Here is a 20,443-nt window from a genome sequence, read left to right as displayed (position 1 = left end):
CACGCCCTTGAACCCGACGCATGAGGCAACGACGCGATGATCGATCGTAGCGATCCGCAATGGTACCGTGACGCCATCATCTATCAGATCCACGTCAAGTCGTTCTTCGACTCGAACAACGATGGGATCGGCGATTTCGAGGGCCTGACGCAAAAACTGGATTATGTGCGGGACCTCGGGGTCACCGCCATCTGGCTGATGCCGTTCTATCCCTCGCCCCTGCGCGACGATGGCTACGATATCGGCGACTACCGCGACGTGAATCCGTCCTACGGGACGATGGAGGAGTTCCGGAAGTTCGTGGAGGCGGCGCATGACCGTGGCCTGCGCGTCATCACCGAGCTCGTCATCAACCACACCTCGGATCAGCATCCCTGGTTCCAGCGCGCCCGCGAGGCGCCGGCCGGTTCGCCTGAGCGCGACTTCTACGTCTGGTCGGACACCGACACGCCGTATTCCGACACGCGCATCATCTTCCTCGACACCGAGACCTCGAACTGGACCTGGGACCCGGTCGCCAAGCAGTATTTCTGGCACAGGTTCTACAGCCACCAGCCGGATCTCAACTTCGACAACCCCGCCGTGCTGGAGGGCGTGATCGAGGTCATGCGCTACTGGCTCGACATGGGCGTCGACGGCCTGCGCCTCGACGCGATCCCCTACCTGATCGAGCGCGACGGCACGAATTGCGAGAACCTGCCGGAGACCCACACGGTCATCAAGGCGATCCGCGCCGCGCTCGACGCGAGCTACCCCGACCGGATGCTGCTGGCGGAAGCCAACCAGTGGCCGGAGGAGACCGCGCAGTATTTCGGCGACGGCGACGAATGCCACATGGCGTTCCACTTCCCGCTGATGCCGCGCATGTACATGGCGATCGCCCGTGAGGACCGGCACCCGATCACCGACATCATGCGCCAGACCCCGGAGATCCCCGAGGGCTGCCAATGGGCGATTTTTTTGCGGAATCACGACGAGCTGACCTTGGAAATGGTCACCGCCGAAGAACGTGACTACCTCTGGTCGTTCTACGCCGCCGAGCGGCGCGCGCGCATCAACCTCGGCATCCGCCGCCGTCTGGCTCCGCTCCTGGAGAACGACCGCCGCAAGATCGAGCTGATGAAGTCCCTCGTCCTGTCGATGCCCGGCACGCCGGTGCTCTATTACGGCGACGAGATCGGCATGGGCGACAACATCTATCTCGGCGACCGCGACGGCGTGCGCACCCCGATGCAATGGTCGCCGGACCGCAACGGCGGCTTCTCCCGCGCCAATCCGGCCAAGCTCTTCCTGCCCTCGGTGCAGGACCCGATCTACGGCTTCGACGCCATCAACGTCGAGGCGCAGACCCAATCGCAGACGAGCCTGCTGAACTGGACGCGCCGCATGATCGCGATCCGCAACAACTCGGTCGCCCTCGGTCGCGGCGGCATGCAGTTCCTGTATCCGACCAACCGCAAGGTGCTGGCCTGGATCCGCGAGTTCGAGGGCGAGCGCGTGCTCTGCGTCGCCAACTTGTCGCGCGCGCCGCAGGCGGTTCAGCTCGACCTCTCCGAATTCCGCAGCGCCGTGCCGATCGAACTCACCGGCGGATCGGAATTCCCGGCCATCGGCGAGTTGCCCTACCTGCTGACGCTCCCCTCCTACGGGTTCTACTGGTTCTCGCTCAACGCCGCGAATGCCGGGCAGATCGGCCCGCAGCCGGAGACCCCCGAACTGTTCACCCTCGTCCTCACCGGCGGGGTCGAGACCCTCATGGCTGGGCGCGAGCGGACCGCCTTCGAGCGGACCGTGGCGCCGCGCTTCATCGGCACTCGCCGTTGGTTTGGCGCCAAGGGCACCCGCATCAAGTCGGTCTCGGTGATCGACAGCGCCACCTTGAAGGATGCCGGCGGCGCCACCCGCTTCCTGCTGCCGCGCGTGGCGGTGCATCTCGCCAATGGCGACCGCCAGGATTACTTCGTGCCCCTCGGGGTCGATGAGGGCCGCGAGGACGAGACCCTGCTGTCGCATGCGGTCGCCCGCGTTCGCCGCGGACCGCGCACGGGCCTCCTGTTCGGAGCGTCCGCCTCGCCCGCCTTCTCGGTCGCCCTCATCGACGGCATGCGCAACGGCGTCGAGCTGCCGACGGAGACCGGCAAGCTCGTCTTCTCCCATACCTCGGCCTTCGATCACGACGTCGCCGTGGACTTGGCGGAAGTCCGCAGCCTGAACGCGGAGCAGAGCAACACCTCGATCGCCATCGGCTCGAAGATGATGCTCAAGCTGCTGCGCCGCATGCAGACGGGCGTCCATCCCGAGATCGAAGTCGGCCGGTTCCTCACCGAGCAGGCGGGTTTCGCCAACACGCCGGCTCTCCTCGGCGTCGTCGAGCACGTGGCCGAGGACGGGACGCGGACGGCGCTCGCCGTGCTCCAGGCCTTCGTGCCGAACCAGGGCGATGCCTGGACCCTGATGCTGGAAGGCCTGCGCCGCGACTTCGACACCGTGGTGCTCGCTCCCGAGAGCGAGGCACCGGACCCCACCGAAGCCTTCGCTCCGCACCTGCGCTGGGCCGAGCTTCTCGGGCGCCGCACCGCCGAACTCCACAACGCCTTCGCCATCGACACCGACGATCCGGCCTTCGCGCCCGAGCCGTTCACGCATGACGATTTGCGCGACCTCGGGGAGGATGCGCGCCGTCTCGGCGAGAGGGCGTTCCGCGCCCTCGACGCCCTGGCGGGACGCACCTCGAGCACGGCGATCACCGAGCTCGCCGGTCGCCGCCGCGAGGTCGAACTTCTGATCGAGGACATGACGGCGCGTGCGCCGGTGGGGGCGACCAAGACCCGTATCCACGGTGATTTCCACCTCGGCCAGGTCCTCGCCTCCGAGAGCGACCTCATCATCATCGACTTCGAGGGCGAGCCCGCTCGCCCCGCCGACGAGCGCCGGGCCAAATCGACGCCGCTGCGCGACGTCGCCGGGATGCTGCGGTCCTTCGCCTACGGCGCCGAGACCGTCACCCGCGAGATCGCGGGCCGGTTCGCGGATTCGGAAGGCCGCGCCCGCAGCGCATCCATCGCCTGGCGCGGCATGATCGATGCTGCGTTCCTCGATGCCTACCGTGCCGTGGCCTCCACCAGCCGCGCCGCGGTGACGGACCCGGAGACCGAGACGCGGCTGCTCGCGCTCTCGCTCCTGGCGAAGGCCCTCTACGAGGTCGATTACGAGGCCAATAACCGGCCGGATTGGATCGAAATCCCAGCCCGTGGGGTTCTCACCATTCTGGACGACACCAAGAGAGGCGTTTGAATGACGGATATCGACGAGAGCCTGGCGAAGACGTCCGAGCAGGAGCGGAAGCGGTCCGAACGGATCGCGGACCGCTCGGCCGCGTCGGGGAGTTCCCGCCAGGCCGATGCCGATACGTCGACCGTTCAGGGCGTCCATCCGGACGCGGTCGCCGCCGTGATGAGGGCGGATCATGGCGATCCGTTCTCCGTGCTCGGCCCTCACCAGATCGGTCCCGGCCTGTGGGAGGTGCGGGCCATCCTGCCGGAGGCGAAATCCGCGTCCCTGCTCACCGCGGGCAAGCGCATCCCGTTCGAGCGGCGCCATCAGGACGGGTTCTACGTCGCCCGCGTGCAGAGCGAGGGGCGTCCGCTCTATGAACTCGCGGTGGAGAGCTGGGACGGTACCGAGCGCACGCGCCACGACCCCTACAGCTTCGGCTCGTCGCTGCATCAGCAGGACATCGACAACCTGCGCGAGATCGGAAGCGACGTCACCTATCGGGTGCTCGGCGCCCAATCCATGGTGCTCGACGGCATCGATGGGTTCCGCTTCGCGGTCTGGGCGCCCAATGCCCGCCGGGTGAGCATCGTCGGCGATTTCAACGAGTGGGACGGCCGCCGCCACCCCATGCGGCTCTGGCAGACCGGCGGCATCTGGGAGCTGTTCGTTCCGGGCCTGCGCGCGGGCGTCCATTACAAGTTCGAGATCCGCGGACCCGACGGTTCACTCCTGCCGCTTAAGGCCGATCCCGTCGCATTCGCGGCGCAAAAGCCCCCCGAGACCGCCTCCGTGCTCCAGGGCACGAACGCGCCCGTCTGGAGCGACGGCAAGTGGATGGCGACGCGGGGCGAGAAGGACCCTCGCCACACCGCCATCTCGATCTACGAGGTCCATCTCGGCTCCTGGGCGCGCGTCGCCGAGGAGGGCAACCGCTACCTGACCTACAAGGAGTTGGGCGAGCGCCTGATCCCCTACGTCAAGGAGATGGGCTTCACCCATATCGAGATGCTGCCGATCACGGAATATCCGTTCGACGGCTCATGGGGTTACCAGCCGGTCTCGCTCTTCGCACCGACGAGCCGCTTCGGCACGCCGGACGACTTCGCGGCCTTCGTCGACACGGCCCACGAGGCCGGCATCGGCGTGATGCTGGACTGGGTGCCGGGCCACTTCCCCCTCGACGCCCATGGTCTGGGCCAGTTCGACGGGACGCATCTCTATGAGCATGCCGACCCGCGCCAGGGATTCCACCAGGATTGGGGGACCTACATCTACAATTTCGGCCGCACGGAAGTGTCGAGCTTCCTCGCCGCCAATGCCCGGTTCTGGCTCGAGCATTATCATCTCGACGGTCTGCGCGTGGATGCCGTCGCCTCCATGCTCTACCTCGACTATTCGCGCCGGCAGGGCGAGTGGATCCCCAACCAATACGGCGGAAACGAGAATCTCGACGCCATCAACTTCCTGCGCAAGACCAACGAGGCGACCTATAGCCACGCGCCGGGCACGATGACCATCGCCGAGGAATCCACCTCCTGGCCGGGCGTGTCGCACCCGACCTATACGGGCGGTCTTGGCTTCGGCTTCAAGTGGAACATGGGATGGATGCACGACACCCTGGAATTCATGTCGAAGCAGACGATCCATCGCCGCTATCACCACCACGACCTGACCTTCGGCCTGCTCTACGCCTTCTCCGAGAACTTCATCCTGCCGCTCTCACACGATGAGGTTGTGCACGGAAAGGGTTCGCTGCTGGACAAGATGCCGGGTGACCGCTGGCAGAAATTTGCGAATCTGCGCGCCTATTTCGGCTACATGTGGGGTCATCCGGGCAAGAAGCTGCTCTTCATGGGCGGCGAGTTCGGCCAGCAGAAAGAGTGGAACCACAACCAGAGCCTCGACTGGCACCTGCTCGACGATCCTCTGCATCGCGGCGTGAAGGATCTCGTGCGAGACCTGAACCGCCTCTACACGTCGACGCCCGCCCTCCACGTCAGGGATTGCGAGGCCGCCGGCTTCCAGTGGCTGGTCTCCGACGACCAGGACAACAGCGTCATCGCCTGGGCGCGCAAGGGCACGTCACCGGGTGAGGTCGCCGTCGTCGTCTCCAACTTCACCCCGATTCCGCGTGACGGATATCGGATCGGCGTGCCGGAGGCGGGGTTCTACCGCGAGGCGATCAACTCGGATTCCGAGCGCTATGGCGGCTCGAACGTCGGCAACATGGGCGGCGTCCAGGCGGAGCCGGTTGAGAGTCACGGCCAGCCCTATTCGCTGGTTCTCGCGGCACCGCCTTTGGGAACGATGATCTTCGTGCGCGAGGGCTGAGATCGGCTCGTGCTTCAAAGATGCCATGAGAAAGGGCGCCGGTTCGATGAACTGGCGCCCTTTTATTCTGGAGGTTGTTTGATCGGATTTCTCAGCGGCTGCTCATGGGCAGGTTGATCATCCAAGCCGACCACCTGATCCTGAGGTGCCGGAGCGTAGCGGAGGCCTCGAAGGAGCCCTCCAGTTCGCGCAGTCGCTTCTGGAACCCTCCTTCGAGGCCGCTGCGCGGCACCTCAAGTTGAGGTAAAGCTTTGGAAGACGACGAAAATCGGCCGTTCGGACGCTAAGATCGGGCGGATGCCGACTCTCAGACAGTCCGGGCGCGCAGTCCGCCGCCATTGCCCAGCGCGCGGGCGTAGAGCGCCGAGTAATCCATGGCCGCGCCGTCCCAGGTAAAGGAACGGGACATGGCGCGGCGGCGCATGGCGTTGAGGCGCTTCTTCTCGCCGAACGTGTCGAGGGCGCGGCGGACGGCGCCGAGGAACCCCTTCTGCGAGGCTTCTCCGAAGGTGAAGCCGGTCACGCCGTCCTCCACCGTGTCGGCGAGACCGCCGGTGCGGTGCACGATCGGCAGCGAGCCGAAGCGCTGGGCGTACATCTGCGCGAGACCGCAGGGCTCGAAGCGGGAGGGCATCAGCAGGAAGTCGCTTCCGGCGAACATCCGCCGCGCTTCCTTCTCCTCGAACCCCACATGGACCCCGACGGCATCCGGATGGCGGCGGGCGAGATCGCTGAGCGCAGTCTCGAAGCGGCGCTCACCCTCACCGATGACGACGATCTGGCCGCCCTCGGCCACGATGGTCTCGGCCGCGCTGAGGCTGAGATCGATGCCCTTCTGGTGGACGAGGCGCGAGACGATGGCGAAGAGCGGGCCGCGCGACACGGCGAGGCCGAACTTCCGGCGCACCGTCTCGGCATTGGCGCGCTTGCCCTTCCAATCGTCCGCCTCGAACCGAGTGGCGAGGTGGGGATCGGTGCGCGGATCCCAACTCTCGTCGATCCCGTTGAGGATGCCGGCCAGCCGCCCCTGGGCGGCGCGGGTGCGCAGGAGGCCGTCGAGGCCGCAGCCGGATTCCGGCATCATGATCTCGCGGGCATAGGTCTCGCTCACCGTGGTGACGTGCGAAGCGTAGTAGATGCCGGCCTTGAGGAAGGAGAGGTGTCCGTAGAACTCGCAGCCATCCATCTGGAAGGCGCCGTCCGGGATACCGAGGCGACCGAGGGAATCGCTCGGGAACAGCCCCTGATAGGCGAGATTGTGGATCGTCAGCACGCTGGGGACGCGCTGCCCGGTCCATTCGAGATAGGCGGGAGCGAGCGCCGTCTGCCAGTCGTTGAGGTGGAGGAGGTCGGCCGACCAGGACGGGTCGACCCCGCCGGTCAGTTCCGCAGCCGCGAGGCTGAGGCGCGCGAAGCGCAGGTCGTTGTCGCGAAAATCGCCCTGCGCGTCGCCATAGGGCGTGCCGTCCCGCTGGTAGAGGTCGGAACTCAGGATGATGTAGACCTTGAGGCCGTCACCCGTCTCGATGAGGCCGAGATCGCAGGGCGGGATGCCGGCATGGCCGCGCAGATGGGCGACGACGGGGATGTGGTCGAACCGGTCCACCACCTGGCGGTAGCCGGGAATGAGCACGCGGACGTCGTAGTGGCGGCGCAGCGACCGGGGCAGGGCGCCGGCGACTTCGCCCAGACCGCCGGTCTTGACGAAATCCGCCATCTCCGGGGTCGCGTAGAGGATGCGCGGCTGGAGCGAGACGCTCCGGATGACCTCGGCATCGGCCTCGCCGGAGGCGAAAATCGGCGAGGCGAGGTCGGCACTGGAGGTGGTCGTCGCCGGCATATTGTGGAGACCTCTAGGGCAGATCGTGCTCTTCGCGATGCACAACTCAAGCCATCGGGTCGGTTAATACTACGTTCAGTTTGCTGCGGCGCGGGGAAAATGTCGCGCCGCGAAAGTTTTTTGGCCTCCCCCGGCTCTGCTGCCCTCAGTCTGGGTGCCGGAGCAGGATCACGCCCTCGTCTCCGGCCATGTCGAGAACCTCGGACGTACCGATATCGGCTCGGCCGGGATGGGTGGAAAGGAGAACGCTCCAGCCTGATTCGCCCGCCATGAGGAACCGGACCGGTGACGCCGAGAAGTTCAGCACGATCCGCACGGTCTCGCCGGCCTCCATCCTCTCATAGGCCAGGACGTGTTCGAGCCCGTCCGTATCGAGCCGGCGGTAGCTTCCCACCGCCAGGGCGGGATAGGCGCGTCGGAGATGAAGGAGCCGCCGGTAAAGGGTGAGGATCGAGGTGGAATCGTCGCGCAGGGCCTCCACATGCCGCCTGTCCCAGTCGGCGCTCAGGGGAAGCCAGGGTTCGGCCTCGCTGAAGCCGGCATGTTCGGTGTCGTCCCACTGCATCGGGGTCCGTTCCGGGTCGCGGCCATGGCCCGGCTCGTTGAAGCCCCAGGGGTCTCGCATCCGCTCCGGCGGGATCTCCACATGGGCGAGGCCGATCTCGTCGCCGTAATAGACCGTGGGCGTGCCGCGTAAGGTGAGGAGGAGGATCGCGGCGATCCGCGCCTGTGCCTCGCCGATCCGCGCCGCGATGCGGGGCTGGTCGTGGTTGCCCAGCACCCAGTTCGGCCAGCCGCCGGGGGGCAACGCCTCCTCGTACTCGTCCACCAGGGCCGCCACGGCATCGGCCTGCCACGGGGTCTGGATCAGCTGGAAGTTGAACGGCAGGTCGACGCCGGTCAGGCCGGGGCCGTAATAGGCCACCAGCCGTTCGATCGGCAGGTAGATCTCGCCGATCAGAACCCGGTCGTCGTAACCGTCGAGCACGCGGCGCATGCCGGCGATGATGTCGAACACTTCCGGGCGGTCGGCGGAATAGACCTGATCGAACCGGTTGATCTCCGGCTGTTCGGGGTGGAAGGCAGGGTTCGCCGGATTGTCGCGAAACCCCTCGTCCTTCATCAGGTGCCAGATCACGTCGACGCGGAACCCGTCGATTCCCCGGTCGAGCCAGAAACGCAGGACGTCGTGCATCGCCTCCCGCACCGCCGGATTGCGCCAGTTCAGGTCGGGCTGCTCGGCGAGGAACGCGTGGTAGTAATATTGGCCGCTGGCCTCGTCGAGGGTCCAGGCCGGGCCGCCGAAATTGCTCAGCCAGTTGTTGGGCGGCCCGCCATCCGGCGCCGGATCGCGCCAGATGTACCAGTCCCGCCGCGGATTCTCGCACGAGGCGCGGCTCTCCGTGAACCACGGATGCGCGATGGAAGAGTGGTTCGGCACGAAGTCGAGGATGATTCTGAGCCGACGGGCATGGGCCTCGGCGATCAACTCATCGAGGTCGGCCAGGCTGCCGAAGAGCGGGTCGACGCCGCAATAATCGGCGACGTCGTAGCCGTAATCCGCCATGGGCGAGGGATAGATCGGCGAGATCCAGACGGCGTCGACGCCGAGCCAGGCGAGATAGTCGAGCCGCCGCGTGATGCCAGGAAGATCGCCGACGCCGTCGCCATTGGTGTCCTGAAACGAACGCGGATAGACCTGATAGACGGTCCCCCGCTTCCACCAGACGGCTTTCGCCAGATCCGGAACAGTCGTCTCGCCTGACGTCATCCGTCCCCCGATTCACACCCCGATGCCGGTCACAGCCTAGCCTGTGGCGGAGCACCAAGCGACCCCGCCCCGGGCCTCCTTCCCGCTGCCGCGCCAGCGCGCTTCCGCCGCATTCATGAAACCTTCAGCGCTAAATGGTCTCATTCCCGCACGGTTTGGATGGGAGACAGGCGAATCGCGGGGACCGGTCACCGCCAGCGGGATCGGTCGATCCTGGAAGTCCGACCTGTCCATAGCGACGCCGCCGCACGGTCACCGCCGGAAGAAGCGGGTGCCGAACACCGCTCTGCGGCAGCGACACTGAGGGGGAATGAGACCATGCTGAACGAAATCCTGGCCGCCACCGCTCGGAGCGAGGACATCGGCACGCGTACCGCCGCCGTAGACGCCCCCGCCCGGCCGGGCTGGACCGCTCCGGCCAAGCCCGCCTCCGGCGACCCCGTGGCGGATCTGCGCGAAGCCATCCTCGCCAAGCTCGCCTATGCCATCGGCAAGACCCCCGAGACCGCCCGCGAGCGGGACTGGTTCGCCGCCACCGCCCTGGCCCTGCGCGACCGGATCGTCGATGCCTGCATGGACGGCAGGTCCACCAGCATCCCCAACAAGCGCGTCTATTACCTCTCCCTCGAGTTCCTCATCGGCCGGCTCCTGTCCGACGCCATGAACAATCTCGGCCTCGTCGACACGACCCGCCGCGCCTTGCGCGATCTCGGCATCGATCTCGGCGACGTCGAGGCGGCCGAACCGGACGCGGCGCTCGGCAATGGCGGGCTGGGCCGTCTCGCCGCCTGTTTCATGGAAAGCATGGCGAGCCTGTCGATCCCCGCCATCGGCTACGGCATCCGCTACGATCACGGCCTGTTCAAGCAATCCCTGGAGGATGGCTGGCAGAAGGAGGCGCCGGAAACCTGGCTCGCCGAGGGCAATCCCTGGGAGTTCGTGCGGCCCGAGGCGACCTACACGATCGGGTTCGGCGGCCATGTCACCATGTCGGCGATCTCGGACGGCGTGATCCGCCGGCACTGGCACCCGGCGGAGACCGTGCGGGCCGTGGCCCATGACGTGCCCGTGGTCGGCTGGCGGGGCAAGCACGTCAACACCCTCCGGCTTTGGAAGGCGGAGGCGGAATCGCCCCTCGAACTCGCGCAGTTCAACGGTGGCGACCATGTGGGCGCGGTGGCCGCCCGGTCCAAGGTCGAGGCGATCTCGCGGGTGCTGTATCCGAGCGATTCTTCCGAGACCGGCCAGGAGCTCCGCCTGCGCCAGGAATACTTCTTCACCTCGGCCTCGCTGCAGGACCTCGTCTCCCGGCACGTGGCCGAGCGCGGCGACCTGCGCTCGCTGCCCGACCATGCGGCGATTCAGCTCAACGACACCCATCCGGCCATCGCCGTGCCGGAACTGATGCGCATCCTCCTCGAGGATCACGGCGTGACCTGGGAGGATGCCTGGCACATCACCACCAACACGCTGAGCTACACCAACCACACGCTCCTGCCGGAGGCGCTGGAGACCTGGCCGGTGGAGCTGATGGAGCGGCTGCTGCCGCGCCACATGCAGATCATCTACCTCATCAACTGGATGCATCTCGAAGAGCAGGGACGCCACGGCAGGGCGGACGCGGCTCAGCTCGCCTCGGTCTCGCTCATCGACGAGGCCAACGGCAAGCGCGTGCGGATGGGCCATCTCGCCTTCCTCGGCGCACGCCGGGTGAACGGCGTCTCGGCGCTCCACACCGACCTGATGCGGTCCACAGTGTTCAAGGACCTCCACGCCCTCGACACCGACAAGATCGTCAACAAGACCAACGGCATTACCTTCCGGCGCTGGTTCCACAACTGCAACCCCGAGCTGACGAAGCTCGCGGTGGAGGTGGTGGGCGAGCGCGTCCTCGACGATCCCGAGGCGCTGCAGGGACTGGCCGACTATGCGAGCGACAGCGGCTTCCAGGCCCGCTACGCCGCCATGCGCACATCCCGCAAGGAGGCGCTCGCCAAGGTGGTGGCCGAGAATACCGGCATCGTCATCGATCCCTCGGCCCTGTTCGACACGCAGATCAAGCGCATCCACGAATACAAGCGCCAGCTTCTCAACGTGATCGAGACCGTGGCTTTGTATCAGGCGATCAAGGCCGAGCCGCACAAGGACTGGACGCCGCGCGTCAAGATCTTCGGCGGAAAGGCGGCGCCGAGTTACGTCCAGGCCAAGCTCATCATCAAGCTCGCCTGCGATGTGGCCAAGCTCGTCAACAGCGACCCGGATATCGCCGGCCGGCTCAAGGTGGTGTTCCTGCCGAATTACCGCGTCAGCCTCGCCGAGGCGATCATCCCCGGCTCCGACCTGTCGGAGCAGATCTCCACCGCCGGCATGGAGGCGTCGGGCACCGGCAACATGAAGCTGGCGCTGAACGGCGCCCTCACCGTGGGCACGCTGGACGGCGCCAATATCGAGATCCGCGACCATGTGGGGGCGGACAACATCTTCATCTTCGGCCTCGACGCAGCCGGGGTTCAGAAGCGGGCGGCCGAGCCGGATTACGCCGCCCGGGCCATCGCGGCGTCGCCGCGCCTTTCCGCCGCTCTCGACTTCATCGAAGCGGGCGGTTTCTCGCCGGAGGAGCGCGGCCGCTTCCAGCCGATCGTGGACGACCTGCGCCACAACGACCGCTACCTGCTCACCGTCGATTTCGATGATTACTGGCGCGTCCAGCGCGAGATCGACGCCGCCTGGGTCGACAAGGCGAGCTGGTGGAAGAAGGCCATCCTCAACACCGCCCGGATGGCCTGGTTCTCCTCCGACCGTTCCATGCGCGAATATGCCGACGACATCTGGCGGGTGAAGGTGGGGTGAGCCGAGAGGCTCGTCCGACTTTCGCTTGCGGGTAAGACCTCGGATGGGGTCTTCATCCGTCAGGCTCGCGACGCGCGGCGTCGCCGGGTGGTCGTCGGCGGCGTACGCCCCGCCGCGTGGAATCGGGGAACGTCGGCGTCACGGGCCGGGGTTCATCCAGGCGCGTGTCTCGTCGAGGATTTCCTCCGAGAGCGCTGGATCGTCGACCGCCCGCGCCAGGACCAGTCCGCCGATCATGGCCGCGTAGGTGCCGATGGCCTCGCGGCGTCGATCCGTGTCGACGCTGTCGGGAAGTGCTTGAACCAGTCGGTCGATCTGCGCGCGGATGCCCGTCGTCATGGCCGCACGCGTCGCTGGGGGGCGATGGCGGACATCCGCGGCCAAGGCCGCCATCGGGCACCCGTTCGCGGCGTCGTCCCGATGGGCGGGTGACAGATACGTCGCGACGAATGCCGACAGGTCGCTGCCCTTACCCGATGCCTCGCTCGTCATATGGGCAATGGCATGGGCCATGAGGTCCTCCTTCGATGAGAAGTGGCCGTAGAAGCCGCCATGCGTGAGGCCCGCGGCCTTCATCACTTCGGCGACTCCAACCGCGTCATAGCCCTTCTCGCGGTACAGGCGGCTCGCCGCGTCCAGAATACGGCGGCGGTTCTCCCGCATCTGCTCCTGCGTGACACGCATCTCGAAAAATCCCGATGGACCCCGTTGACACTATTATGATCGCGATCATATTTAGTTTCAATCATGATAGCGATCATGATAATGGATCCCGCAGGAAGGGGTATGTCCCATGGCAAGCAAGAGCTCGGTTCTCGTCACGGGAGCCTCGACCGGAATCGGCGCGACCTATGCCGACCGCTTCGCGAGGCGTGGGCACGACCTCGTGCTGGTCGCTCGCGACACGGCGCGGATGGAAGACCTCGCCGGCCGCCTGCGCGGTGAGTACGGCATCACCGTCGACGTCCTGCCGGCCGACCTCACCGCTTCGGATCAGGTTCGGGCGGTGGAGACGCGGCTGCGCGACGACGACCGCATCGGCATCCTCGTCAACAATGCCGGCGCCACTGTCGGCGGCAGCTTCGTCGAGCAGGCCACCGACGATGTCGAGCGGCTCGTCACCCTCAACACGACCTCGCTGGTCCGGCTCGCCAGCGCGGTCGCGCCCCGCTTCGCCAAGGCCGGCACGGGTGCCATCGTCAATATCGGTTCCGTGGTCGGCCTGGTCCCGGAATTCGGCATGACGGTCTACGGGGCGACAAAGGCCTTCGTCCTCTTCCTGTCCCAGGGCCTGAGCCACGAATTGTCGCCCAAGGGCGTCTATGTCCAAGCCGTCCTGCCCGCTGCCACCCGGACCGAAATCTGGAGCCGTTCAGGTGTCGATCCCGCGTCGCTGCCGCCGATGATGGAGGTTGGGGACCTCGTCGACGCCGCTCTCGCGGGGTTCGACAGGCGGGAGCCCGTCACGATCCCGCCGCTTCACGACGTCGGGCAATGGGACGCCTTCCAGGCGGCTAGGCAGGCGATGATCCCGGGCTTCGCCCAGGTTCTCCCCGCACCGCGCTACGCCCCCGCCGCATGAACCGTTCAGGTCCCACATCCCCCGTTCGGAGACCGTAGTCCCGTGAAGGCGTTCCTCCTCGATCGATACAAGAAGAAGCAGCCGCTTCGCCTGGGCGATGCGCCGGAGCCCGCGATGGGACCAGGCGACGTCCTGGTCGAGATCGCGGCGGCCGGGCTCAACGTCCTGGACGCCAAGATCCGCAATGGCGAGTTCAAGCTGCTCCTGCCATACAAGCCGCCCTTCATCCTGGGGCACGATCTCGCCGGGACCGTCATCCGGGTCGGGCGGGGGGTTCGACGTTTCAAAGCGGGTGACGAAGTCTATGCGCGGCCGCGCGATGGCCGCATCGGCACCCTCGCCGAGCGTATCGCCGTCGCCGAGGCCGATGTCGCGCTCAAGCCCCGGAACCTGTCGATGGCCGAGGCGGCTTCGATCCCCCTCGTCGGCCTGACCGCATGGCAGGCCCTGGTCGAGTTGGCCAAGGTCGAGCCGGGCGACAAGGTGCTGATCCATGCCGGTTCCGGCGGCGTCGGCACCTTCGCCATTCAGCTCGCCAAAGATCTCGGCGCCACGGTCGCGACCACGGCGAGCGCGGGGAATGCCGACCTCGTCAGGAGCCTCGGCGCCGATATCGTCATCGACTACAAGCGCCAGGACTTCGAGACGGTCCTGTCCGGCTACGATGTCGTCTTGAACAGCCTCGACGGCGATACGCTTCGGAAGTCGCTGGACGTGCTCAAGCCCGGTGGAAGATTGATCTCGATCTCCGGCCCGCCCGACCCGGCCTTTGCGAAGGTTCAGGGGCTGAACTGGTTCCTCGTGCAGGTCATGCGCCTGCTGAGCCTCGGCATCCGGCGCAAGGCCAAGGCACGCAGCGTCGATTACGCGTTCCTGTTCATGCGGGCGAACGGGGCGCAGCTGGCGGAGATCGCGGTGCTGATCGAAGCCGGGACCATCCGCCCGGTCATCGACCGGGTGGTCTCTTTCGCCGAGACGGACGCGGCCCTGACGGAGCTCGAGGCCGGCCGTTCCAAGGGCAAGGTTGTGGTCCAGATCCGGTGACGATGCCACCGGACGTGGTCAGGCCCCTGGGCCTCCGGATCAGATCCGGCAAGCCCCTTCCAAAGCCGTGTTCTCCGCCTCGGTAAAGATCCGCGAGCGGATGAGGAAGCGCCGGTCGCGGCCGTTCTCCAGGGAGAACATGCCGCCTCGGCCGGGCACCACGTCGAGGATCAGGTGGGTGTGCTTCCAGACCTGGAATTGCGGGCGGCTGATCCAGAAATCGGCGCCGGCGACCTGGCCGAGATGGACGTCGCTGTCCCCGGTGAGGAAGTCGCCCACCGGGTAGCACATGGGCGAGGACCCGTCGCAGCACCCGCCCGATTGGTGGAACATCACCGGCCCGTGCTCGGCCCGCAATTCCTCGATCAGGGCGATGGCGGTCGGTGTCGCCGTGACCCGCAGGGGCGTTCCGTCGGCGCCGACCTGATCGGCGGTGGTCGCTTCGGTCGTGCTCATGGAACGCTCCCTCCCGTCATTTAACCCAGGCTGGGGGATGTCCCGAGCCAAGATGTTCGTTCACGCCGCCTTCTTGGCTGCGGCCTCGCCGTAGAAGGTGCCGCCGGCCTCCGCCATGCGCAGGAGGTTCTCCGGCACCGCGAAGCGCGACCCGTGCCTCGCCTCGAGGCCCTGGGCCAGGGAAACGAACGCCTTCGCGCCCATGAAGTCGATGTAGGACAGGGCGCCGCCGGTGAAAGGGGCGAAGCCGAAGCCGAGGATGGAGCCCACATCGGCCTCGCGCGGATCCGTGATGACGCCTTCACCCACCGTGCGGGCGGCCTCCAGGGCCTGGACCACCAGGAGCCGCTGCTTCAGTTCGGTGAAATCGACCTCGTCGGGGTCGATCCGCGTCGTCTGGAGCTCCGACAATCCGGGCCAGAGCTTCTTCGAGGCGCCTTCCGGATAGTCGTAGAAGCCTTTCCGGTTCTTGCGCCCGAGCCGGCCCTCGCCCTCCACCAGGGTCGTGAGCAGAGCCTTCTGGGCTGGGTCGATGGCCTCGGCGCCGAGCTGCGCCTCGGTGGCCTTGACGATCTTCAGGGCGAGGTCGACGGCGACCTCGTCGGTGAGGGAGAGGGGCCCCACCGGCATGCCCGCCTGGCGGCCGGCATTCTCGATTATGGCGGGGGGAACGCCCTCGATGAGCATCTTGTGGCCCTCGTAGAGATAGGCGCCGACGCAGCGGTTGGCGAAGAAGCCCCGGCTGTCGTTGACGACGATGGGCGTCTTCTTGATCGCCCGGACATAGTCGAGGGCGGTGGCGAGCGCGGCATCGCCGGTCTGCTCGCCCTTGATGATCTCGACGAGCATCATCTTCTCCACCGGCGAGAAGAAGTGAATGCCCACGAAATTGCCCGCACGCCTGGACGCCTTGGCGAGGCCGGAGATCGGCAGGGTGGAGGTGTTGGAGGCGAACACCACGTCATCGCCGATCACCGCCTCGACCTTGGCGATCACCTCGGCCTTCACCTTCGGGTCCTCGAACACCGCCTCGATCACGAGATCACAGGATGACAGGTCGGCGTAATCGGCGCTGGTGGTGATCCGCGCGAGAAGCGCTTCGCGGTCGGCGGTCTTGGCGCGGCCCTTGTTGATCTGGTCCGTGACGAGCTTGTGGGCGTAGGCTTTGCCCTTCTCGGCGGCTTCCGTGGACTGGTCGAGGAGGACGACCTCCATCCCCGCATTGGCGGTGACGTAGGCTACACCGGCGCCCATGAAGCCCGCGCCGACGACGCCCACCCGCTTCACGCTGGTCTTGGCGATCTCCTTCGGCCGGCGTGCGCCCTTGTTCAGCTCGCCCATGGAGATGAACAGCGTGCGGATCATCGCCGCCGCCTCCTTGGAGCGCAGGATCTTGGCGAAGTACCGGCTCTCGACCCGCAGGGCGAGATCCATCGGCAGCTGCAGGCCCTCGTAGACCGAGGCGAGGATGGCCTTGGCCGCCGGGTAATTGTCGTGGGTCTCGCGGCGGTAGATCGCGTTGGCCGGGGGCCAGATCATCATGCCGGCGGGCGAATAGACCTTGCCCGAGGGCGCCTTGAACTTCGGCTGGTCCCAAGGGGCCACGGGCGAGCCGCCGGCCCTGATCCAGGCCTTGGCCTTCTCGACGATCTCGTCTTTCGGCGCGACCTCGTGGACGAGGCCCATGTTCTTGGCCATGAGCGGACGGATCTGCTCGCCCTTGAACAGCATCTGCAGGGCGTCGCCGGTCTGCATCAGGCGCGGCACGCGCTGGGTCCCGCCGGCGCCGGGGAACAGCCCGACCTTGATCTCGGGCAGGCCCACGCGGGTCTTCGGGTCGTCGGACAGCACCCGGTGGTGACAGGAGAGCGAGAGCTCGAAGGCGCCCCCGAGGCAGATGCCGTTCACCGCCGCCGCGAAGGGCTTGCCGCAGGTCTCGAGCTTGCGGAAGACCAGGGTGAGCTTGCGCGATTCCTCGAAGAAGTGGCGCATGGCCTCCTCCTCGCCCTTCTCGGCTTTCAGCTTTTCGTAAGCCTGGCCGAGGCCCTGGAGCATGGTCAGGTCGGCGCCGCCGGAAAAGTTGTCCTTGCCCGAGGTGATGACGCAGCCCTTCACGGCCGCATCGGCCACCACGGCGTCGATGACCTGATGCAGGTCGCTCATCACCCCCTCGGTGAAGACGTTCATCGAACGGCCGGGCATGTCCCAGGTCGCCAGCGCGATACCGTCGGAATCGACCTCGAAGCTGAAGTTCGTGAGATTCATGTCTGATCCTTTGGAGTCGGCTTAAGGCGTGAGGCTATTAAGACGTTTTAAAAATTTGGGCTGGATAAAGAATCCCAGGATCAAAAAGGTGGAACAGGGAAACTTATCGAATGTTGGCGCGAAACGTCTGCCAGGGATGCCGCGACGGCGCCGATCTCGACTTTACGTTTACCATGGCGTTCCAGCCCATCCTCGATCTCGACGCTCAGCGCGTATGGGGATACGAGGCGCTGGTGCGCGGCCCCGAAGGCCAGTCTGCGGCCTCGATCCTCGATCGCGTCACCGAAAAGACGGTCTATCGCTTCGATCAGGCCGCGCGGGTGCGGGCCATCGAGCTGGCCGGCCGGCTGTTCCCCGTGGATGACGACACCAAGCTGTCCATCAACTTCATGCCCAACGCGGTCTACGAGCCGGCGGCCTGCATCCGCTCCTCCCTGGAGGCGGCGCGCCGGGCCGGATTCGCCCATGACCGGATCATGTTCGAGTTCACCGAGAACGAGAAGTTCCGGGACATCGACCATGTGAAGCGCATCGTCGCCGAGTATCGCAAGCAGGGCTTCCTCACGGCTCTGGACGATTTCGGCGCGGGCTTTGCCGGCCTCAACCTCCTGGCGAACTTCCGTCCCGACCTGATCAAGATCGACATGGAACTCCTGCGCGGCATCGACACGGACAAGGGCCGTCAGATCATCACGGCGGGGATCATCTCCATCGCGCGCCAGCTCGGCGTCTCGGTCATCGCGGAAGGTATCGAGACGCGGGGCGAACTCGAGACCCTGCGCGGGCTCGGGGCGACGCTGTTCCAAGGCTATCATTTCGCCCGCCCCCAACTCGAAGCCCTCCCGAGTGTCGCCGGATTCGAGGCACGGGAGCCGCGCCTCGCCGCCCTGGCGTCGTAGCGCCTCTTCCGGCACGTTCGCGTCGTCGGTCTCATGGTAGGGCCGCCCGCCCCAGGCGGTGCGGCCCTGCCGTCGATCCTCCGCCGGATCGACTTCAATCGGATTCTACTTGGCCGGCGCCGTCCCCGGCAGCGGCGGTGCGCCCGCCGGCCTGTCGCCGGCCGAAGCGATGGCCAGCATGTTCAGGATCTTGGTGACGGCGCCCTGCGAGATCACGGTGACGGTCGAGGCCGGGTCCGAATTGATCGCCTGAAATTTCTGGTAGATCTTGTCGTCGTAGATGCCGCTGAGATGCTTGAGCTCGTCGAGATTGAACTTCTCGGCATAGGCCTTCGACAATCCCTCGATCATCACCTCGCGCTGCTTGTCGAACTCGGCACGGACCTCCTTGCGGATGGCCTCGGCCTTGTCCTCGGGCATCGGCTGAACGGTCTTTTCCAGGGCGCCGGTGAAGCCGGTTTCGAGGTTCTTGATCAGGGTCTTCTGAACCAGATCCTTGGCGACCGCCACGCGGTCGGTGGCGTCGTCCGCGTGGGCGGCGAACGGCGCGCAGAGCGCGGTCGTCAGCATCAGGGTCGCGAGAAGGCGTGTCATCGTGGCGTGTCTCCCGGTGTTTATGATTGCGCCGGCCGCATCGGCGGCGGGAGTGCGCCGTTTAGCAGCGTTCCGAAGGGTTTGGGAGGGACGGCGCCCCATCACACCCGCTCGATGATCGTGGCGGTGCCCATGCCGGCGCCGATACAGAGGGTGACAAGGGCGCGCTCCTTGCCGGTGCGCTCCAACTCGTCGAGCACCGTGCCGAGGATCATCGCGCCGGTGGCACCCAGCGGATGGCCCATGGCGATGGCGCCGCCATTGACGTTCACCTCGGACGGGTTGAGCCCGAAGGCCTGGCAGAAGCGCAGGACCACGGCGGCGAAGGCCTCGTTGACCTCGAACAGGTCGATATCGGCGATGGTCATGCCGGCACGCGCCAGCACCTTTTTCGTCACGTCCACCGGGCCGGTGAGCATCAGCGCCGGGTCCGAGCCGATATTGGCGAAGGCGCGGATGCGGGCGCGGGGCTTGAGGCCGGCCTTCTCGCCCGCCTCCTTCGAGCCCACCAGCACGGCGGCGGCACCATCGACGATGCCGGAGGAATTGCCGGCGTGATGCACGTGGTTCACCGTCTCCACGTCGGGATGCGCGTCGATCGCCACGGCGTCGAACCCGCCCATCTGCCCCATCTGGACGAAGGAGGCCTTCAGCCCGGCCAGCGACTGCATGTCGGTGGAGGGGCGCATGTGCTCGTCGGTGTCGAGCAGGGTGATGCCGTTGACGTCGCGCACCGGCACGACGGACTTGCCGAACAGCCCGTCGGCCCAGGATTTCGCCGAGCGCTTCTGCGACTCGACCGCGTAGGCGTCGCACTCGTCGCGGGAGAAGCCGTATTTCGTGGCGATGAGGTCGGCCGAGACGCCCTGCGGCATGAACCACGACTTGATCGCGATGGCGGGGTCCACCGGCCAGGCGCCGCCCGAGGCCCCGAGGCCGACGCGGCTCATGGATTCGACGCCGCCGCCGATGGTGAGGTCGTGCTGGCCGGCCATGACCTGGGCCGCGGCGAAGTTCACCGCGTCGAGGCCGGAGGCGCAGAAGCGGTTGATCTGCACGCCGGGCACGTGGTCGCCGTAATCGGCCACCAGGGCCGCCGCGCGGGCGATGTCGCCGCCGGCCTCGCCGACGGGATCGACGCAGCCGAGGATGACGTCGTCCACCTGCCGCGTGTCGAGCCCGTTGCGCTCCTTGAGGGCGCGCAGGGCCGTCTCGGCGAGGCGCAGGGCCGTCACCTCGTGCAGCGCGCCGTCCGGCTTGCCGCGGCCGCGCGGCGTGCGGACGTGATCGTAGATGAAGGCCTCGGGCATATGCGCTTCCCTGTTCTTTTGACCCTAATGGCTTGGGCATGGCCCCGCCATGCGCGGCAATCGGTTTCAAGGGTCTAGCGGGTCCCTCTCCTGGAAGGAGAGGGACAGGGTGAGGTGTGTGGATTGTCCGGAGAGGTCACACACCTCGCCCCAACCCTCTCCTTCCAGGAGAGGGAGCCCGTCGCGCCTCAAACCACCGGATCAGATGCGATCCGCTTTCGATGT

General features: G+C 66.7%; 13 protein-coding genes. 6 read left to right on the top strand and 7 right to left on the bottom strand.

All coding sequences use genetic code 11. From position 1 onward, the window contains the following. The first annotated feature begins 36 nt into the window (after positions 1–36). Both treS and glgB read left to right on the top strand, forming a co-directional pair. Positions 37–3,294 carry a maltose alpha-D-glucosyltransferase gene (gene treS / locus ASF26_RS04285; RefSeq protein ID WP_056250128.1) on the top strand — a complete coding sequence of 1,086 codons (3,258 nt, stop codon included), beginning with the start codon at positions 37–39 and terminating at the stop codon, positions 3,292–3,294. 159 nt (positions 3,295–3,453) lie between these two features. After that, complete coding sequence (gene glgB / locus ASF26_RS04280; RefSeq protein WP_244475824.1) at positions 3,454–5,607, top strand: 1,4-alpha-glucan branching protein GlgB; 2,154 nt, start codon at positions 3,454–3,456, stop codon at positions 5,605–5,607. A 307-nt stretch (positions 5,608–5,914) separates the two neighbouring features. Here glgB and glgA read toward each other — a convergent pair whose 3' ends face one another. Together glgA and ASF26_RS04270 are read right to left on the bottom strand one after the other, a co-directional pair. Next, on the bottom strand, positions 5,915–7,447 hold the full coding sequence (glgA, locus tag ASF26_RS04275; protein WP_156462858.1) for a glycogen synthase GlgA: 1,533 nt from the start codon (positions 7,445–7,447) through the stop codon (positions 5,915–5,917). Positions 7,448–7,592: 145 nt separating this feature from the next. Further along, positions 7,593–9,218 (bottom strand): alpha-amylase family glycosyl hydrolase, encoded by a 1,626-nt coding sequence (locus tag ASF26_RS04270; RefSeq protein ID WP_056250124.1) that lies wholly within the window; start codon positions 9,216–9,218, stop codon positions 7,593–7,595. 318 nt (positions 9,219–9,536) lie between these two features. On the opposite strand from ASF26_RS04270, the gene ASF26_RS04265 reads away from it, so the two are divergent. After that, complete coding sequence (locus ASF26_RS04265) at positions 9,537–12,068, top strand: glycogen/starch/alpha-glucan phosphorylase (protein ID WP_056250122.1); 2,532 nt, start codon at positions 9,537–9,539, stop codon at positions 12,066–12,068. A gap of 138 nt (positions 12,069–12,206) precedes the next feature. Here the strand turns inward: ASF26_RS04265 and ASF26_RS04260 are convergent, their stop codons facing one another. Further along, positions 12,207–12,752, bottom strand: coding sequence for a TetR/AcrR family transcriptional regulator (locus ASF26_RS04260; protein WP_056250120.1), 546 nt, complete (start codon positions 12,750–12,752; stop codon positions 12,207–12,209). Between the two features lie 109 nt (positions 12,753–12,861). Between ASF26_RS04260 and ASF26_RS04255 the strand changes: the two genes are divergently transcribed. Further along, positions 12,862–13,650, top strand: coding sequence for an SDR family oxidoreductase (locus tag ASF26_RS04255; RefSeq protein ID WP_056250118.1), 789 nt, complete (start codon positions 12,862–12,864; stop codon positions 13,648–13,650). A gap of 42 nt (positions 13,651–13,692) precedes the next feature. Next, positions 13,693–14,694, top strand: coding sequence for an NADP-dependent oxidoreductase (locus tag ASF26_RS04250; protein WP_056250116.1), 1,002 nt, complete (start codon positions 13,693–13,695; stop codon positions 14,692–14,694). Between the two features lie 39 nt (positions 14,695–14,733). Here ASF26_RS04250 and ASF26_RS04245 read toward each other — a convergent pair whose 3' ends face one another. Beyond that, positions 14,734–15,150 carry a DUF779 domain-containing protein gene (locus ASF26_RS04245; protein WP_056250114.1) on the bottom strand — a complete coding sequence of 139 codons (417 nt, stop codon included), beginning with the start codon at positions 15,148–15,150 and terminating at the stop codon, positions 14,734–14,736. A 60-nt stretch (positions 15,151–15,210) separates the two neighbouring features. Continuing rightward, on the bottom strand, positions 15,211–17,415 hold the full coding sequence (locus ASF26_RS04240; protein ID WP_056250112.1) for a 3-hydroxyacyl-CoA dehydrogenase NAD-binding domain-containing protein: 2,205 nt from the start codon (positions 17,413–17,415) through the stop codon (positions 15,211–15,213). A gap of 110 nt (positions 17,416–17,525) precedes the next feature. On the opposite strand from ASF26_RS04240, the gene ASF26_RS04235 reads away from it, so the two are divergent. After that, complete coding sequence (locus ASF26_RS04235; RefSeq protein WP_056250110.1) at positions 17,526–18,314, top strand: EAL domain-containing protein; 789 nt, start codon at positions 17,526–17,528, stop codon at positions 18,312–18,314. A gap of 105 nt (positions 18,315–18,419) precedes the next feature. Here the strand turns inward: ASF26_RS04235 and ASF26_RS04230 are convergent, their stop codons facing one another. Together ASF26_RS04230 and ASF26_RS04225 are read right to left on the bottom strand one after the other, a co-directional pair. After that, positions 18,420–18,908 carry a hypothetical protein gene (locus tag ASF26_RS04230; protein ID WP_056250108.1) on the bottom strand — a complete coding sequence of 163 codons (489 nt, stop codon included), beginning with the start codon at positions 18,906–18,908 and terminating at the stop codon, positions 18,420–18,422. Positions 18,909–19,009: 101 nt separating this feature from the next. Beyond that, positions 19,010–20,218, bottom strand: coding sequence for an acetyl-CoA C-acetyltransferase (locus tag ASF26_RS04225; RefSeq protein WP_056250105.1), 1,209 nt, complete (start codon positions 20,216–20,218; stop codon positions 19,010–19,012). Positions 20,219–20,443 lie beyond the last annotated feature (225 nt).

The organism is Methylobacterium sp. Leaf93, from assembly GCF_001422345.1.
Taxonomy (GTDB): Bacteria; Pseudomonadota; Alphaproteobacteria; order Rhizobiales; family Beijerinckiaceae; genus Methylobacterium; species Methylobacterium bullatum.
Note: the sequence above shows the minus strand (reverse complement) of the source record. Positions and strands in the feature narration are given on the sequence as shown.

Excerpts from the sequence above, each read along its gene's own strand:
- glgB (WP_244475824.1), top strand. The coding sequence starts at position 3,454 with ATGAGGGCGGATCATGGCGATCCGTTCTCCGTGCTCGGCCCTCACCAG.
- ASF26_RS04270 (WP_056250124.1), bottom strand. The coding sequence starts at position 9,218 with ATGACGTCAGGCGAGACGACTGTTCCGGATCTGGCGAAAGCCGTCTGG.
- ASF26_RS04235 (WP_056250110.1), top strand. The coding sequence starts at position 17,526 with ATGTTGGCGCGAAACGTCTGCCAGGGATGCCGCGACGGCGCCGATCTC.
- ASF26_RS04225 (WP_056250105.1), bottom strand. The coding sequence starts at position 20,218 with ATGCCCGAGGCCTTCATCTACGATCACGTCCGCACGCCGCGCGGCCGC.
- glgA (WP_156462858.1), bottom strand. The coding sequence starts at position 7,447 with ATGCCGGCGACGACCACCTCCAGTGCCGACCTCGCCTCGCCGATTTTC.
- ASF26_RS04265 (WP_056250122.1), top strand. The coding sequence starts at position 9,537 with ATGCTGAACGAAATCCTGGCCGCCACCGCTCGGAGCGAGGACATCGGC.
- treS (WP_056250128.1), top strand. The coding sequence starts at position 37 with ATGATCGATCGTAGCGATCCGCAATGGTACCGTGACGCCATCATCTAT.
- ASF26_RS04240 (WP_056250112.1), bottom strand. The coding sequence starts at position 17,415 with ATGAATCTCACGAACTTCAGCTTCGAGGTCGATTCCGACGGTATCGCG.
- ASF26_RS04245 (WP_056250114.1), bottom strand. The coding sequence starts at position 15,150 with ATGAGCACGACCGAAGCGACCACCGCCGATCAGGTCGGCGCCGACGGA.
- ASF26_RS04255 (WP_056250118.1), top strand. The coding sequence starts at position 12,862 with ATGGCAAGCAAGAGCTCGGTTCTCGTCACGGGAGCCTCGACCGGAATC.
- ASF26_RS04260 (WP_056250120.1), bottom strand. The coding sequence starts at position 12,752 with ATGCGTGTCACGCAGGAGCAGATGCGGGAGAACCGCCGCCGTATTCTG.
- ASF26_RS04230 (WP_056250108.1), bottom strand. The coding sequence starts at position 18,908 with ATGACACGCCTTCTCGCGACCCTGATGCTGACGACCGCGCTCTGCGCG.